Here is a 13,931-nt window from a genome sequence, read left to right as displayed (position 1 = left end):
ATGGCAGCAGGTAAGGAAATTCGCGGCAAGATCAAATCGGTGGAAAACACCAAGAAGATCACCAAAGCCATGGAAATGGTGGCCGCATCCAAGATGCGCAAGGCGCAGGAACGGATGCTGGCTGCACGCCCGTACAGCGAAAAGATCCGCAACATTGCAGTCCATCTTGGCCAAGCCAACCCCGAGTACGTGCACCCGTTCATGCAAGTGAACGGTGATGCAAAGACAGCCGGCGTCATCGTGGTGACGACGGACAAGGGGTTGTGCGGCGGCATGAACACCAACGTGTTGCGTGCTGTCACGGCCAAGCTGCGGGAGCTGCAGGATCAAGGCGTGTCGGCAGAAGCAGTGGCCATTGGCAACAAGGGTCTGGGCTTTCTGAACCGTGTCGGCGCCAAGGTGGTTTCGCACGCGACGGGTCTGGGCGATACGCCCCATCTGGAAAAGCTGATCGGCCCTGTGAAGGTGCTGCTCGATGCATATGCAGCGGGCAAGCTGAGCGCGGTGTACCTGAGCTACACCAAGTTCATCAACACCATGAAGCAGGAATCGGTGGTGGAGCAGTTGCTGCCCCTGTCGTCCGAGAGCATGCAGGCCGAGAAGACGTCTGGCCATAGCTGGGACTACATCTACGAACCCGACGCGCAGTCCGTGATCGACGAGCTGCTCGTGCGCTACGCAGAGTCCCTGGTCTACCAAGCTGTCGCGGAAAACATGGCGTCCGAGCAATCGGCGCGCATGGTGGCCATGAAGGCCGCTACCGACAACGCAGGCAGCGTCATTGGCGAGTTGAAGCTGGTCTACAACAAGACGCGCCAGGCAGCGATCACGACCGAGCTGTCGGAAATCGTGGCTGGCGCCGCTGCTGTGTAAAGCAGCTCAACAGACAAACTAATTGGAGCAAAAAATGGCTCAAGTGCAAGGCAAGATTGTTCAATGTATTGGCGCTGTGGTGGACGTCGAGTTCCCCCGCAACGCAATGCCCAAGGTGTTCGATGCCCTGAAGCTCGACGGCTCGGCCCTGACGCTGGAAGTGCAGCAACTGCTGGGTGACGGCGTTGTGCGTACCATCGCCCTGGGTTCGTCGGACGGTCTGCGTCGCGGCCTGATGGTGTCCAACACCGGCAACCCCATCACCGTGCCCGTGGGCAAGGCGACGCTGGGTCGCATCATGGACGTGCTGGGCAACCCCATCGACGAACGCGGTCCCGTGGATCAGGCGCTGACGGCTCCCATCCACCGCAAGGCACCGGCTTATGACGAGCTGTCGCCTTCGCAGGAACTGCTGGAAACCGGCATCAAGGTGATCGACCTGATCTCGCCCTTCGCCAAGGGCGGCAAGGTGGGTCTGTTCGGTGGCGCCGGTGTGGGCAAGACCGTGAACATGATGGAACTCATCAACAACATCGCCAAGGGCCACGGTGGTCTGTCGGTGTTCGCCGGTGTGGGTGAACGTACCCGCGAAGGCAATGACTTCTATCACGAAATGTCGGACGCCGGCGTGGTCAACCAGGAGTCGCTGAACGACTCCAAGGTGGCCATGGTCTACGGCCAGATGAACGAACCCCCAGGCAACCGTCTGCGCGTGGCGCTGACCGGCCTGACCATGGCCGAAGCCTTCCGTGACGAAGGCAAGGACGTGCTGTTCTTCGTGGACAACATCTACCGCTACACGCTGGCCGGTACCGAAGTGTCCGCTCTGCTGGGTCGCATGCCTTCCGCCGTGGGCTACCAGCCTACGCTGGCTGAGGAAATGGGTCGCCTGCAAGAGCGCATCACCTCGACCAAGGTCGGTTCGATCACTTCCATCCAGGCCGTTTACGTGCCTGCCGATGACTTGACCGACCCCTCGCCTGCCACGACGTTCGCCCACTTGGACTCGACCGTGGTGCTGTCGCGTGACATCGCTTCGCTGGGTATCTACCCCGCCGTCGATCCGCTGGACTCCACCAGCCGCCAGCTGGACCCCCAAGTCGTGGGTGAAGAGCACTACAAGGTGGCCCGCGAAGTGCAGGGCACGCTGCAGCGCTACAAGGAACTGCGCGACATCATCGCCATTCTGGGCATGGACGAGCTGGCTCCCGAAGACAAGCTGACCGTGGCCCGCGCCCGCAAGATCCAGCGTTTCCTGTCGCAGCCTTTCCACGTGGCCGAAGTGTTCACTGGCGCTCCCGGCAAGTACGTGTCGCTGGCTGAAACCATCCGTGGTTTCAAGATGATCTGCGCTGGCGAGTGCGATCACCTGCCCGAGCAGGCCTTCTACATGGTTGGCACCATCGACGAAGCCTTCGAGAAGGCCAAGAAACTGGCGGCTTGAGCCTGCGGCACCCCCTGAGCGACTGCGTCGCTTCCTCCTCTCTACCCGCCTCGCGGGGGAGGGGGACGACACCCTCGCTGCGGGGTGGCCCTTGCTCGGTGTCCCCGATCTGGGCCCTGCCGGTTCCAAGTTCCAGTCCCACCTTTTCTGAGGAGCAAAGATGAACACCATCCACGTTGATGTGGTCAGTGCCGAAGAGTCCATCTTCTCCGGTGAAGCGCGCTTTGTCGCCCTGCCCGGTGAATCCGGCGAACTGGGCATTTTTCCCCGCCACACTCCGCTGATCACGCGCATCAAGCCCGGCTCGGTGCGTATTGAGATGGCGGACGGCAGCGAAGAGTTCGTCTTCGTGGCCGGCGGCATCCTGGAAGTGCAGCCCAACTGTGTGACCGTGCTGTCCGACACCGCCATCCGCGGTGCCGACCTAGACGCCGAGAAGGCCGAGAAGGCCAAGCTCGAAGCCGAGGAAGCACTGAAGAACGCCAAGAGCGAAGTCGATCTGGCGCGTGCCCAGTCCGAGCTGGCCGTCATGGCCGCTCAGATCGCGGCCCTGCGCAAGTTCCGCCAAAAGCGCTGAGCCCCATTTGGGCCCCAGCTGCAAGAAAGCCGCCCTCGGGCGGCTTTTTCTTTGGTGCGAAAGGCTGGAAGGCCGGTCACCGGCCCCATGGCTCAGTCGCCGCAGCGGGCCTGGTACACGTAGGTCACGGCATTGTCCTTGGGGTCCACCGTGCGTGACTTGTGCGTCACGGCCTTGGCGGGCACGGGGCACAGGGCACGGATCTGTTGCTCGCAGCGCTTGGGGTCGTCTTCGCGCAGCTTGCAGCTGAGCACATAGTCATATTCCTGCGAGTCGTCGAGGATGGGGCTTGCGCAGGCGCTCAGGGTCAGCACGGCGGCCAGCAGGCCCAGGCGGGCCAGGGTGTTCTTCATGGTGTGGATGCTCCTTGATGAAATGGCGTGACGCTATCACAGCCTCCGTGCCCGCGATAGCTTGATGAAGGGGGTGGCTCGGCCCGGCCTGCGCAGCCTGCCTGCCTTTCAGTGGTGCTGTATCACGACAGCATCGGGAAGATTGTCGCTGCCATCGTGCACAGGCTGGAGCGGGTCACGCGGAAAGTTGGTTTCAAGCAGCAGGCTCACGCGCTCCAGGGCTGCTGTCATGCCCATGGCGTAATGGCCGCCCTGAAAGGCGGCACCCATGTCGCTGATCAGCGTTTGCCATTGTTCCGCCGGCAGGGTGCGCGCCAGGGCGCGGTCGGCGACGATTTCGATGGCGTGGTCGGCCAGCAGCAGATAGATCAGGGCACCGTTGTTGTGTTCGGTATCCCAGACGCGCAGCTTGCCGAACAGCGTGATGGCGCGCTCGCGCGGCGTGGCGTCGCGCCACAGGTAGCTGGGCGGCAGTCCGGGTTCGACGCAGATGCGAATCTGGCCTGTATGGCGCTGCTCGCTCATGGTGATCAGGCGCTCCAGCTCCGCCAGGCTTTCAGGCGGGAGTGCACGGCGCAACTGTCCTTCGGCCCAATGGTGGCGCAGCAGCCGGAGCAGACGCTGAACAAAGCCTGTGATTGCAGCCGCCATCTCACCAACTCCCCGAGGCGCCGCCGCCCCCGAAACTGCCGCCTCTGCCAGAGCTGAAGCCCCCGCCACCGCTGCGGCCGCCGCCTCCGCCAAAGCCGCCACCACCGCCCCATCCACCGCCGCCACCCCTGCCTGAGCGGCCGCTTCCCAGCAGGGTGAACAGCAGCGCGACGACGCCCGCTCCTGCGGCGACGAGCAGGCTGGCCGTCACCACATAGGCGGCAATGCCGGCGCCTGCCCCCGCCAGCACGGAGGCCAGTGGCCGGCCCAGCACCGAGCGCAGGATGGGGCCGACCACGGCCACGCCGAAGAAGAAGAACAGCATCAGGTCTTCCATGTCGAAGCCCCTGTCCGGGCTTTTGGAAGACTGGGGGCTGGAGGAGGGCGCCGGCAGTTGCTCGCCCGCAATGCGCGCTGCCACCTGGTCCAGCGCAGCGGTGATGCCGCCCGCATAGTCCCCCTGGCGAAAGCGTGGTGCCATCTGCTGGTCGATGATGCGCGCGGCTGCCAGGTCGGGGATCGCGCCTTCCAGCGCGCGGGCCACTTCCATGCGCATGCGCCTGTCGTTCTTGGCAATCACCACCAACAGGCCGTCGCCCACGTCGCGGCGGCCGATCTTCCAGTCACTGGCCACGCGCCAGGCATAGGCGGCAATGTCCTCGGGCGCGGTGGTGGCCACCATCAGCACGACGACCTGCGAGCCCGACTTCTGTTCGATGCCACGCAGCCTGTCTTCAATGGCGCGTGCCTCATCGGCCGACAGCGTGCCCGTCTGGTCGATGAGCCGCGCGGAGAGGGCCGGCACGGGCTGCGGCGCCTGCGCCAGCGTGCTCCCGGGCAGCAGCAGCATGGTCAGGGCAAGGGCGCAAAGCATGCGCCACAGTGGCACCAGGGACATGGTCACGGCTTACTTGTTGCCGAAGTCCACCGTGGGCGGACGGGAGATTTCGGCCTCGTTCTGCACGCTGAAGCTGGGCTTGGGTTCGTAGCTGAAGACCTTGGCCGTCAGATTGGTCGGAAAGCTGCGCGCCAGCACGTTGTAGGACTGCACGGCCTGGATGTACTGGTTGCGCGCCACGGTGATGCGGTTCTCCGTGCCCTCCAGCGTCACGCGCAGGTCGCGGAAGCCCTGGTTGGCCTGCAGCTGGGGATAGCGCTCGGCCACCACCATCAGCCGCGACAGGGCACTGGACAGCTCGCCCTGCGCCTGCTGGAACTTGTTGAAGGCCTCGGGGTTGTTGACCAGCTCGGGCGTGGCCTGGATGGAGGTGGCCTTCGCGCGTGCCTCTACCACCTTGGTCAGTGTTTCCTGCTCGAAATTGGCCTCGCCCTTGACCGAGGCCACGATGTTGGGCACCAGGTCGGCACGGCGCTGGTACTGGTTGAGCACTTCGCTCCAGGCCGACTTGGTCTGTTCGTCAAGACGCTGGAAGTCGTTGTAGCCGCAGCCGGTCAATGCCAGGACGGTGGCAAGCGTGGCGAGTAGACGTTTCATAAGATGGCAACCTGAAAGCGACAATGGAAAACAGTATCGCGCACGATGCATGCGCAATGCTGGCGATTGTGCTGCGCGCCCGGCCTGCTGCCCTGTAGGGCAAAGGCCATTGCGCAGCAGTGTGACAAGGACTGCTAACAGGGCTTTTATGCACGAATTCACGGCGGCGCGCTGGTTGCCCGGGGGCCACGCCCAGACCATCTGGCCGGCACTGTTCGCGCGCCGCTGGCCGGTGGGCCAGGCGGCGCCCGCCTGGCGCTGGGAGCGATGGGATACCCCGGATGGCGACTTCATCGATGTCGCCTTCGGCGGTGCTCCCACCCTGCCTGCCGATGCGCCATGGCTGGTGCTTTTCCATGGCCTTGAAGGCTCGGCGAACAGCCACTATGCCCAGGCCATGGCCTGGGTGGCCGCGCAGCGTGGCTGGCACATGGCCGTGCCGCACTTTCGCGGCTGCAGCGGCGAGGTCAACCGGGGGCCGCGCGCCTATCACTCGGGCGATGTGCAGGAGGTGGACTGGATACTGCGCCGCCTGCGCGCACGGTCTTCCCGCCCGCTCCATGTCGTGGGTGTTTCCCTGGGTGGCAATGCACTTGCGCGCTGGGCCGGTCTGCAGGCAGACAAGGCGGCCGAGGTGGTCCAGGCCCTGGCGGCGGTGAGTGCGCCGCTGGACCTGGCGGCTGGCGGCATGGCGCTGGGGCAAGGGCTGAACCGCTGGATGTACACACGCATGTTTCTGCGCACGCTGGTGCCCAAGGCGCGGGTCAAATGGGCGCAATTTCCCGGCCTCTTCGACCGCGATGCCGCGGTGCGCGCGCGCGATCTGAAGGAGTTCGATGACGCGTTCACGGCACCGGTGCATGGCTTTCTCGATGCGCACGACTACTGGCGCCGGGCGGCAGCCAAGCCTGTGCTGGCCAGCATTGCCGTGCCTGCGCTGCTGCTCAATGCGCTGGACGATCCCTTTGTCCCTGCATGCAGCCTGCCAGGGCCAGGCGAGATCGGCCCACGGGTTACGCTGTGGCAACCGCCGCATGGCGGTCATGTGGGTTTTGCACAGGGACATTGGCCAGGGCATGTACTGGGCATGCCGCAGGCCGTCACGCAGTGGCTGGCAGACAGCGAACAAGGATGAATGCAATGGACGATATCGTGAAGCAGGCCATGGCCAAATGGCCCCATGTGCCCGCCTGCAGCGGCTGGCTGGGGCTGGACGAGCGCGGGCGCTGGTATCTGCGCGATGAAGAGGCCCAGGCCTGCGGCGCTTTCGACAGCGGCACCCCGGGAGCCAAGGGCGCGGAGGTGCGCAACGAAAAGCTGGCGGACTTCATCGCCCGCAACTATCTTGCCGAGCCTGATGGTCGGTGGTTTTTCCAGAATGGTCCCCAGCGCGTGTATGTGGAACTGGAAAGCACACCCTGGATATGGCGGCTGCGCTGGGATGGCGAGCGCCTGCAGATGCACAGCCACACAGGGACAGAGCTGCAGGCCGCAGACATCAAGGAGGTTTTGATGGATGAGACAGGGCGCCTGTATCTGGCCATGCCCTCCGGCCTGGGCCTGGTCCATACGCAGGACATGGTCGATGCCGCTGCCGCGCTGGACGCCGGCATGCTGCCTGCCTGTGAAGAGGTGCCGGCACAGACGTTGCCGCAACGCTACGGTTTTGTGCGCAGTCCGGCCCGGGCATGAAAAAACCGGCCGAAGCCGGTTGGTGCCAGGCATCCTGGGCCTTGCTCAGTTGGCGGGTGCCGCTGCACCTTCTGCTGCAGCGCCTTCTGCGGCCGGGGCCTTGGGCTCTTCAAACTTGCCACCTGCGGCATTGGCCATGTAGACCACGCCACGGGCAATTTCGGTGTCGTTGAAATCGCCGCCGCCTTGAGGCGCCATCGCTCCCTTGCCCTTGAGGGCCGAGTGCACCAGACCTTCCAGACCTTGTGCCAGGCGCGGGCCCCAGGCCGCGGCATCCGCGAACTTGGGAGCACCTGCGGCACCTGTGGCATGGCAGGCCGCGCATTGGCCCTTGAAGACTTCTTCACCCGAGCGCAGGGGGCGATTGGCATCCCGGATTTCCACGAGGCCGATTTTCTGCAGCCGCTGGGCCTTGGCCATTTCGGTCTGGGAAGCGCCGGCGCCGGCCTTGTCGGCCGAGCTCACGTATTGCACGAGGCCGATGATCACGAACACCGGAACCACGAACGAGAAAAACACCGCCATCAGCAGCTGCTTGGGGTTCTTGATCGGGCCCGTATGGGCTTCTTCGGTGTGGGTTGCGCTCATGAAGTCCTCTTGTGTTGTGGGGGCGTGAGTCAACAACAAATTATATCGACGGGCCTCTTGCAGACACTGCGCGCAGACCCGGGTTGACCTGGGGCGCACATATGCCATGAGATGGATCAAGCAAATGGCAAATGCTTTCCGCGCGCCATGAAAAAGAGGTGTTCACCTTGCGGAGAACACCTCTGTGCGGTTGGCGCGGCAGATGCCTGCCTTGGGTCTTACTGCGCGGGCGCGGGGGCCGGCGTGGCTGCCGCTGCTGTCGCTGTCCTGTCGGTCCAGCCGCCGCCAAGCGCCTTGTACAGCTCGATCTGGTTGAGCAACTGCGCCAGACGCACGCTCACGGTGGACTGCTCCAGCGCGAACAGGGTGCGCTGTGCATCCAGCAGGTCCAGGTAGCTGGCCACGCCGTTGCTGTAGCGCAGGTCGGACAGCTTCAGGCGTGCCTGCTCGGCTTCGAGCTGGGCGCGCTGGGCCATGATCTGGTCACGCAGCGTGCCCTGGCTGTCCAGTGCGTCGGAGACCTCGCGGAAGGCGCTCTGGATGGACTTCTCGTACTGGGCGATGGCCACTTCGCGCTCGACCTTGGCCGCAGCCAGATTGGCCGAATTGCGGCCCGCATCGAAGATGGGCAGGAGGGCGGATGGCGCGAGGGTGAAGCCCCAGCTGCCGCTCTTGAACAGGCCCGACAGCTCGTTGCTGGCCGTGCCGAACTGCCCCGTCAGCGTGATGCGCGGGAAGAAGGCGGCACGCGCGGCACCGATGTTGGCGTTGGTGCTGATCAACTGCTGCTCGGCCTGGCGAATGTCGGGCCGCTGCGTCAGCAGGTCCGACGGCAGGCCGGCCGGCACGGCGGGCAGGTCGGCCGTGTCGCGCAGTCCCTGGCTGGAACCCAGGCTGGCGAGCACGTCCGCTGGCAGGGACTGGCCCAGCAGCAGCACCAGGGCGTTCTCGTCCAGGGCGCGCTGGCGCTGCTGCTGCGCCAGCGTGGCGCGCGCAGCCTCGGTCAGCGAGACGGCCTGGCGGTAGTCCAGCTCGGACGCCACGCCCGTGTCGAAACGCAGCTTGGTCAGCTTGATCGACTCTTCACGGGTCTGCAGCGTGTCGCGCGAGATCTTCAGCAGTTGCTCGTCGGCCAGCAGCGTGTACCAGCCGCTGGCCACGGCGGCCACCAGGCTGGTCTGCGCGGCGCGGCGTGCCTCCTCGGTCGCCAGGTACTGGGCCAGGGCGGCTTCCTTCAGGCTGCCGATGCGGCCGAAGAAGTCCAGTTCCCAGGAAGTGACGGCCAGGCCGACCTGGTAGCTGTTGACGTACTTGGTGCCCGAGCCCGTGGTGTTCGGGGCGCGGCTGGCGTTGACGCCGGCACCCACCGTCGGGAACTGGTCGGCGCGCGTGATCCGGTACTGGGCCTGGGCACGCTCGATGTTGAGCGCGGCCACGCGCAGGTCACGGTTGTTGTCCAGCGCGGTGCGAACCAGCTGCTGCAGGCGTGCGTCCTGGAAGAAATCCTGCCAGGGCAGCTGCGCTGCAGCCGTGCCGCCTTCCGCCGCAGCGGTGGCGTTCGCGCGGGTGTACTGCGCCGCGACCGGAGCGGCAGGGCGCTCGTAGGTGGGGATGAGCGAGCATCCCGCCAGGAGCAGGGCGGTGGCGATGGCCACCGGGGTACTGCGATTAATCATGGCTCAAGGCCTCCTTGCCGGCCGGTGTGGACGGCGGGTTGTGCGATTTGATCTTGCCCTTGAACAGCTTGCGCACCACGACGAAGAAGGTGGGCACGAACAGCACGGCCAGCACGGTGCCGGTGATCATGCCGCCGAGCACGCCGGTGCCGATGGCACGCTGGCTGGCCGAGCTCGCGCCCGTGGCGATCACCAGAGGCACCACGCCCAGGCCGAAGGCCAGCGAGGTCATGATGATGGGGCGGAACCGCAGGTGGGCGGCTTCCAGCGCAGCCTCGATCAGTCCCTTGCCTTCGGCCTGCAGGTCCTTGGCGAACTCCACGATCAAGATCGCGTTCTTCGCCGACAGGCCGATCACCGTCACCAGTCCGATCTGGAAGTACACGTCGTTGGAGTAGTTGCGCAGCAAGGTGGCAAGCACCACGCCCAGCAGACCCAGCGGCACGACCAGAATCACCGACAGCGGAATCGACCAGCTCTCATACAGGGCGGCCAGGCACAGGAACACGGCCAGGATGGCGAAGGCGTACAGGAAGATGGCTTGCGAACCTGCCAGCTTTTCCTCACGCGACTGGCCGGTCCACTCGAAGCCGAAGCCTTCGGGCAGTTTGGCAGCCAGCTTTTCCATCTCGTCCATGGCATCGCCCGAGCTGAAGCCCGGTGCGGCCGAGCCTTCGATGCGCACGGCAGGGTAGCCGTTGTAGCGCACCGTCTGCTGGGCGCCCTTGACCCACTTGGTGGTCGCGAACGTGGACAGCGGCACCGGATCGCCCTTGGCATTGCGCGCGTTCAGGCGCAGCAGGTCGTCGGGCTGCATGCGGGCCGGAGCATCGGCCTGCACGATCACGCGCTGCAGACGACCCTGGTTGGGGAAGTCATTGACGTAGGACGAGCCCAGCGCCGTGGACAGCGCGGCATTGATCGAGGTGAAGTCCACGCCCAGGGCGTTGGCCTTGTCGCGGTCTATCTCGATGCGCAGCTGGGGCGCGTCCTCCAGACCATCGGGACGCACGCCGGCCAGCACCTTGCTCTGCCCGGCCATGCCCAGCATCATGTTGCGGGCGTTGATCAGCGCATCGTGCCCGTGGCCGGCACGGTCCTGCAGGCGGAACGAGAAGCCCACGGCGTTGCCCAGTTCGGGAATAGGCGGCGGGTTCACGGCGAACACGAAGGCATCGCGGATGCCCGACGTCATGCCCATGATGCGGCCCGTCATGGCGTCCACCGTGGAGTTCGCTCCCTTGCGCTCGGACCAGTCCTTGAGCGGCACGAAGGCGAGGGCGGCATTCTGGCCCTGGCCGGAGAAGCTGAAGCCCAGCACGCTGACCATGTTGGCCACTTCGGGCTGCGGCAGCACGGCTTCTTCCACCTGCTTCATCACCTCCAGCGTGCGCTCCTTGGCGGCGCCAGGGGGCAGTTGCACGTTGACGATGAAGTAGCCCTGGTCCTCGGTCGGCAGGAACGAGGTCGGCAGGCCACGGAACACCACCACGGCGCCCGCGATCACGGCCAGGTACACACCGATCATCAGCACCGAGCGCTTGAGCAGCCGGGCCACCCAGCCCTCATAGGACTTGGCCGAGCGTGCGAACGTGCGGTTGAACCAGCCGAAGAAGCCTTTCTTCTCGTGGTGGTGACCGGCTTCCACGGGCTTGAGCAGCGTTGCGCACAGGGCCGGCGTCAGCGTCAGCGCCATGAAGGCCGAGAAGCTGATGGAGGCCACCATCACGATGGAGAACTGCCGGTAGATATTGCCGGTGGACCCCGCGAAGAAGGCCAGCGGTATGAACACCGCGATCAGCACCAGCGTAATGCCCACGATGGCGCCCGAGATCTGGCCCATGGCCTTGATCGCGGCTTCGCGCGGCGGCAGGCCTTCCTCGCTCATGATGCGCTCGACGTTCTCCACCACCACGATGGCGTCATCCACCACGATGCCGATGACCAGCACCATGCCGAACATGGCCAGCACGTTGATCGAGAAGCCCACGGCCTGCATGACCGCGAAGGTGCCCAGCAGTGCAATGGGCACCACGATGGTCGGGATCAGCGTGTAGCGCCAGTTCTGCAGGAACAGGTACATCACCAGGAACACCAGCACGATGGCTTCCAGCAGCGTGTGGGCGACCTTCTCGATGGAGATGCTCACGAACTTGGAGCTGTCGTAGGGAATGGAGTACTTCACGCCCTTGGGGAAGAACTTCTGCAGCTCTTCCATGCGCGCATGCACGGCCTTGGCGGTCGCCAGCGCATTGCCGCTGGGCGTCAGCTGGACGCCGATACCCACGGCATCCTTGCCGTTCAGGCGGGCGGAGGTCGCGTAGGCCTGGCCGCCGATCTCGATGGTGGCCACGTCCTTGAGGCGCACGGTGGAGCCATCGGGATTGGCGCGCAGCACGATGTTCTCGAACTGGCCGATCGAAGACAGCTGGCCCATCACCGTCACCGTGGCGGCGATCTTCTGGCCCGTGATGTTGGGCAGGTCACCGATGGCGCCGCTGGCCACCTGGGCGTTCTGGCTGCGGATGGCGGCCGTCACGTCCTCGGCCGAGAGCTTGTAGCCCTGCAGCTTGGCGGGATCGAACCAGATGCGCATGGCCTTTTCGGTACCGAACAGCTGTGCCTGGCCCACGCCGGCCACCCGCTGGATTTCGGGAACGATGTTGCGCGAGGCGTAGTCACCCAGGGCCACCGTGTCATAGGCCTTGGCGTCCTCGGACGACAGCATGATGAACAGCAGGAAGTTGGACGACGCCTTGTCCACGCGCACGCCCTGCTGCGTCACGGACGCAGGCAGGCGCGGCGTGGCGCGTGACAGGCGGTTTTGCACGTCCACCTGCGCCAGGTCCACGTTGGTGCCAGCCTCGAAGCTGATGGTGATGCTGCCCGTGCCATCGGCCTGGGCCACCGACTCCATGTAGACCAGACCGGGCGAGCCGTTCATCTCGCGCTCGATCACGGACAGCACGCTGTCTTCGAGCACCTTCGCGGACGCGCCTGGATAGGCGGTGTTGATGACGATGGCCGGAGGAGCCACCTTGGGGTATTGAGCGATCGGAAGCTTGGTCAGCGCGATACCACCGAGGACGATGATGAATAGCGCGACGACCCATGCAAAGATCGGTCTGTCGATAAAGAACTTGGCCATTGCTGAGCCCCTTGATTACTTCTTGTCTGCCTGGTCCGCAGGCTTGGCATCGGCTGCGGCTTGCGGGGCTGGCGCTGCCGCGCCGGCCGGCTTCTGGGCACCTGCGGCCTCGGGCTGCCAGGGCACGGGCTTGACCGGCGTGCCGGGCGGCAGCATCTGCAGCTTCTGGAAGCCGTCGACCATGACCTTCTCGCCCGCCTGCAGGCCTTCGCTGACCAGCCACTGGTTGTTCTGGGCCGTGGTCACCTTCACCTGCCGCTTGGTGATCTTGCCGTCGTCGCTGACCACGCTCACGGTGTCGCCGGTTTCGGTGCGCGTCACCGCCTGCTGGGGCACGGCAATGGCGTTGGACGCCTGGGCCTGCTCCATGCGCACGCGCACATACATGCCGGGCAGCAGCAATCCCTTGGGATTGGGCACCTCGGCACGCAGCGTGACCTGGCCCGTGGAGCTGTCCACGGTCAGGTCGGTGAACAGCAGCTTGCCCTTGAGTTCATAGGCCGTGCCGTCGTCCAGGCGCACCTCGACGCTGGCAGCCTCGGCACCATCGGCCTTCTTGAGCTTGCCCTGCTCCATCGCGCGGCGCAGCCGGAAGGCCTCGCTGGACGACTGGGTGAAGTTCACATAGACAGGATTGATCTGCTGGACCACGGCCAGCGGAGTCGCCTCGCCCTGGCCGACCAGCGCACCTTCGGTCACCAGCGACTGGCCGATGCGGCCGGAGATGGGGGCCGTGACGTTGGTGTAGCCCAGATTGATCTCGGCCGTGCGCACCGACGCCTTGCCGGCCGCCACATCGGCCTGGGCCTGCTTGTAGGCTGCCTCGGCGTTGACGAAATCCTGCTTGCTGATGGCGTTGGCGGCAACCAGCGGGCGGTAGCGTTCCAGCTGCGCCAGTGCCTGCGCCTGGTTGGCTTCGGCGCGGGCCTGCGTGGCCTTGGCGCTTTGCAGCGTGGCCTGGTAGGGTGCGGGATCGATGCGGTACAGCACCTGGCCGGCCTTCACATCGCTGCCTTCCCGGAACAGTCGTTCCTGCACGATGCCGGCGCTGCGGGCGCGGATCTGGGCCACGCGGCGCGCATCCACGCGGCCAGGGAGTTCGGTCACAAGGCCCACGTCGGCGGGGGTGGCGACCACCACGCCCACCGGCACGGCGGGCATCTGCTGCTGCGCGGCAGCTTGTTCTTCGGGCTTTTTCCCGCAGGCCGCCATGGCCATTGCGGCAGTGACGGCCAGGGCCACGGTGGTGAGGCGCAGACTGCTGTAAGGGGACGGAGCGGCTGACACATTGCTGCGTGTGCTGGGCATGATGGGTCCTTGTGCTGAATCAAATAACGATGTTGACGTTCCGGTCAGCGCTATCCGGAACGCCCGTGTCCACGGGCAAGTCGCGGATTATACATACATACATGAATGTATAATGACCGCTGTTGC

General features: G+C 65.3%; 12 protein-coding genes and 1 pseudogene. 5 read left to right on the top strand and 8 right to left on the bottom strand.

The window, feature by feature from the left end:
• The 3 genes from atpG to BO996_RS00850 all read left to right on the top strand — a co-directional run bounded on the left by atpG (position 1) and on the right by BO996_RS00850 (position 2,894).
• Positions 1-873 carry a F0F1 ATP synthase subunit gamma gene (gene atpG, locus BO996_RS00860; protein WP_043824939.1) on the top strand — a complete coding sequence of 291 codons (873 nt, stop codon included), beginning with the start codon at positions 1-3 and terminating at the stop codon, positions 871-873.
• 34 nt (positions 874-907) lie between these two features.
• Positions 908-2,317: a F0F1 ATP synthase subunit beta gene (atpD, locus tag BO996_RS00855; protein ID WP_012202357.1), complete on the top strand. Its 1,410-nt coding sequence runs from the start codon at positions 908-910 to the stop codon at positions 2,315-2,317.
• A 160-nt stretch (positions 2,318-2,477) separates the two neighbouring features.
• Positions 2,478-2,894, top strand: a complete 417-nt coding sequence (locus BO996_RS00850; RefSeq protein ID WP_012202358.1) for a F0F1 ATP synthase subunit epsilon — start codon at positions 2,478-2,480, stop codon at positions 2,892-2,894.
• Positions 2,895-2,986: 92 nt separating this feature from the next.
• Here the strand turns inward: BO996_RS00850 and BO996_RS00845 are convergent, their stop codons facing one another.
• The 4 genes from BO996_RS00845 to BO996_RS00830 form a co-directional block, all read right to left on the bottom strand.
• Entirely contained in the window at positions 2,987-3,247 is a 261-nt protein-coding gene (locus BO996_RS00845; protein ID WP_012202359.1) for a hypothetical protein, read from the bottom strand.
• A gap of 108 nt (positions 3,248-3,355) precedes the next feature.
• Positions 3,356-3,898: a TPM domain-containing protein gene (locus BO996_RS00840; RefSeq protein WP_012202360.1), complete on the bottom strand. Its 543-nt coding sequence runs from the start codon at positions 3,896-3,898 to the stop codon at positions 3,356-3,358.
• Between the two features lies 1 nt (position 3,899).
• Positions 3,900-4,772 (bottom strand): TPM domain-containing protein, encoded by an 873-nt coding sequence (locus BO996_RS00835; protein ID WP_063328054.1) that lies wholly within the window; start codon positions 4,770-4,772, stop codon positions 3,900-3,902.
• Positions 4,773-4,805: 33 nt separating this feature from the next.
• Positions 4,806-5,393: a LemA family protein gene (locus BO996_RS00830; RefSeq protein WP_012202362.1), complete on the bottom strand. Its 588-nt coding sequence runs from the start codon at positions 5,391-5,393 to the stop codon at positions 4,806-4,808.
• 148 nt (positions 5,394-5,541) lie between these two features.
• Between BO996_RS00830 and BO996_RS00825 the strand changes: the two genes are divergently transcribed.
• Both BO996_RS00825 and BO996_RS00820 read left to right on the top strand, forming a co-directional pair.
• On the top strand, positions 5,542-6,528 hold the full coding sequence (locus tag BO996_RS00825) for a YheT family hydrolase (protein ID WP_071953777.1): 987 nt from the start codon (positions 5,542-5,544) through the stop codon (positions 6,526-6,528).
• A 5-nt stretch (positions 6,529-6,533) separates the two neighbouring features.
• Complete coding sequence (locus tag BO996_RS00820; RefSeq protein ID WP_071953776.1) at positions 6,534-7,085, top strand: DUF2946 family protein; 552 nt, start codon at positions 6,534-6,536, stop codon at positions 7,083-7,085.
• A gap of 57 nt (positions 7,086-7,142) precedes the next feature.
• Here BO996_RS00820 and BO996_RS00815 read toward each other — a convergent pair.
• From BO996_RS00815 to BO996_RS00800, 4 genes and pseudogenes are all read right to left on the bottom strand, one after another.
• Positions 7,143-7,673 (bottom strand): annotated as a pseudogene (locus BO996_RS00815) (c-type cytochrome); the annotation flags it as partial.
• A 218-nt stretch (positions 7,674-7,891) separates the two neighbouring features.
• Positions 7,892-9,349 (bottom strand): efflux transporter outer membrane subunit, encoded by a 1,458-nt coding sequence (locus BO996_RS00810; RefSeq protein WP_043825883.1) that lies wholly within the window; start codon positions 9,347-9,349, stop codon positions 7,892-7,894.
• Positions 9,342-12,497, bottom strand: coding sequence for an efflux RND transporter permease subunit (locus tag BO996_RS00805; RefSeq protein WP_043825884.1), 3,156 nt, complete (start codon positions 12,495-12,497; stop codon positions 9,342-9,344). Before BO996_RS00805 ends, BO996_RS00810 begins: the two co-directional genes overlap by 8 nt.
• A 15-nt stretch (positions 12,498-12,512) precedes the next feature.
• Positions 12,513-13,805 (bottom strand): efflux RND transporter periplasmic adaptor subunit, encoded by a 1,293-nt coding sequence (locus BO996_RS00800; protein WP_043825886.1) that lies wholly within the window; start codon positions 13,803-13,805, stop codon positions 12,513-12,515.
• Between the last annotated feature and the right edge of the window lie 126 nt (positions 13,806-13,931).

Origin of the sequence: Delftia sp. HK171 (assembly GCF_001886655.1) — a bacterium.
Classification (GTDB): domain Bacteria; phylum Pseudomonadota; class Gammaproteobacteria; order Burkholderiales; family Burkholderiaceae_C; genus Comamonas; species Comamonas acidovorans.
Note: the sequence above shows the minus strand (reverse complement) of the source record. Positions and strands in the feature narration are given on the sequence as shown.

Bases quoted from the DNA above. Each gene is read 5' to 3' on its own strand.
- BO996_RS00835 (WP_063328054.1), bottom strand. From the start codon at position 4,772: ATGCTTTGCGCCCTTGCCCTGACCATGCTGCTGCTGCCCGGGAGCACG.
- BO996_RS00810 (WP_043825883.1), bottom strand. From the start codon at position 9,349: ATGATTAATCGCAGTACCCCGGTGGCCATCGCCACCGCCCTGCTCCTG.
- BO996_RS00845 (WP_012202359.1), bottom strand. From the start codon at position 3,247: ATGAAGAACACCCTGGCCCGCCTGGGCCTGCTGGCCGCCGTGCTGACC.
- BO996_RS00800 (WP_043825886.1), bottom strand. From the start codon at position 13,805: ATGCCCAGCACACGCAGCAATGTGTCAGCCGCTCCGTCCCCTTACAGC.
- BO996_RS00830 (WP_012202362.1), bottom strand. From the start codon at position 5,393: ATGAAACGTCTACTCGCCACGCTTGCCACCGTCCTGGCATTGACCGGC.
- BO996_RS00850 (WP_012202358.1), top strand. From the start codon at position 2,478: ATGAACACCATCCACGTTGATGTGGTCAGTGCCGAAGAGTCCATCTTC.
- atpD (WP_012202357.1), top strand. From the start codon at position 908: ATGGCTCAAGTGCAAGGCAAGATTGTTCAATGTATTGGCGCTGTGGTG.
- BO996_RS00820 (WP_071953776.1), top strand. From the start codon at position 6,534: ATGGACGATATCGTGAAGCAGGCCATGGCCAAATGGCCCCATGTGCCC.
- BO996_RS00825 (WP_071953777.1), top strand. From the start codon at position 5,542: ATGCACGAATTCACGGCGGCGCGCTGGTTGCCCGGGGGCCACGCCCAG.
- BO996_RS00840 (WP_012202360.1), bottom strand. From the start codon at position 3,898: ATGGCGGCTGCAATCACAGGCTTTGTTCAGCGTCTGCTCCGGCTGCTG.
- atpG (WP_043824939.1), top strand. From the start codon at position 1: ATGGCAGCAGGTAAGGAAATTCGCGGCAAGATCAAATCGGTGGAAAAC.
- BO996_RS00805 (WP_043825884.1), bottom strand. From the start codon at position 12,497: ATGGCCAAGTTCTTTATCGACAGACCGATCTTTGCATGGGTCGTCGCG.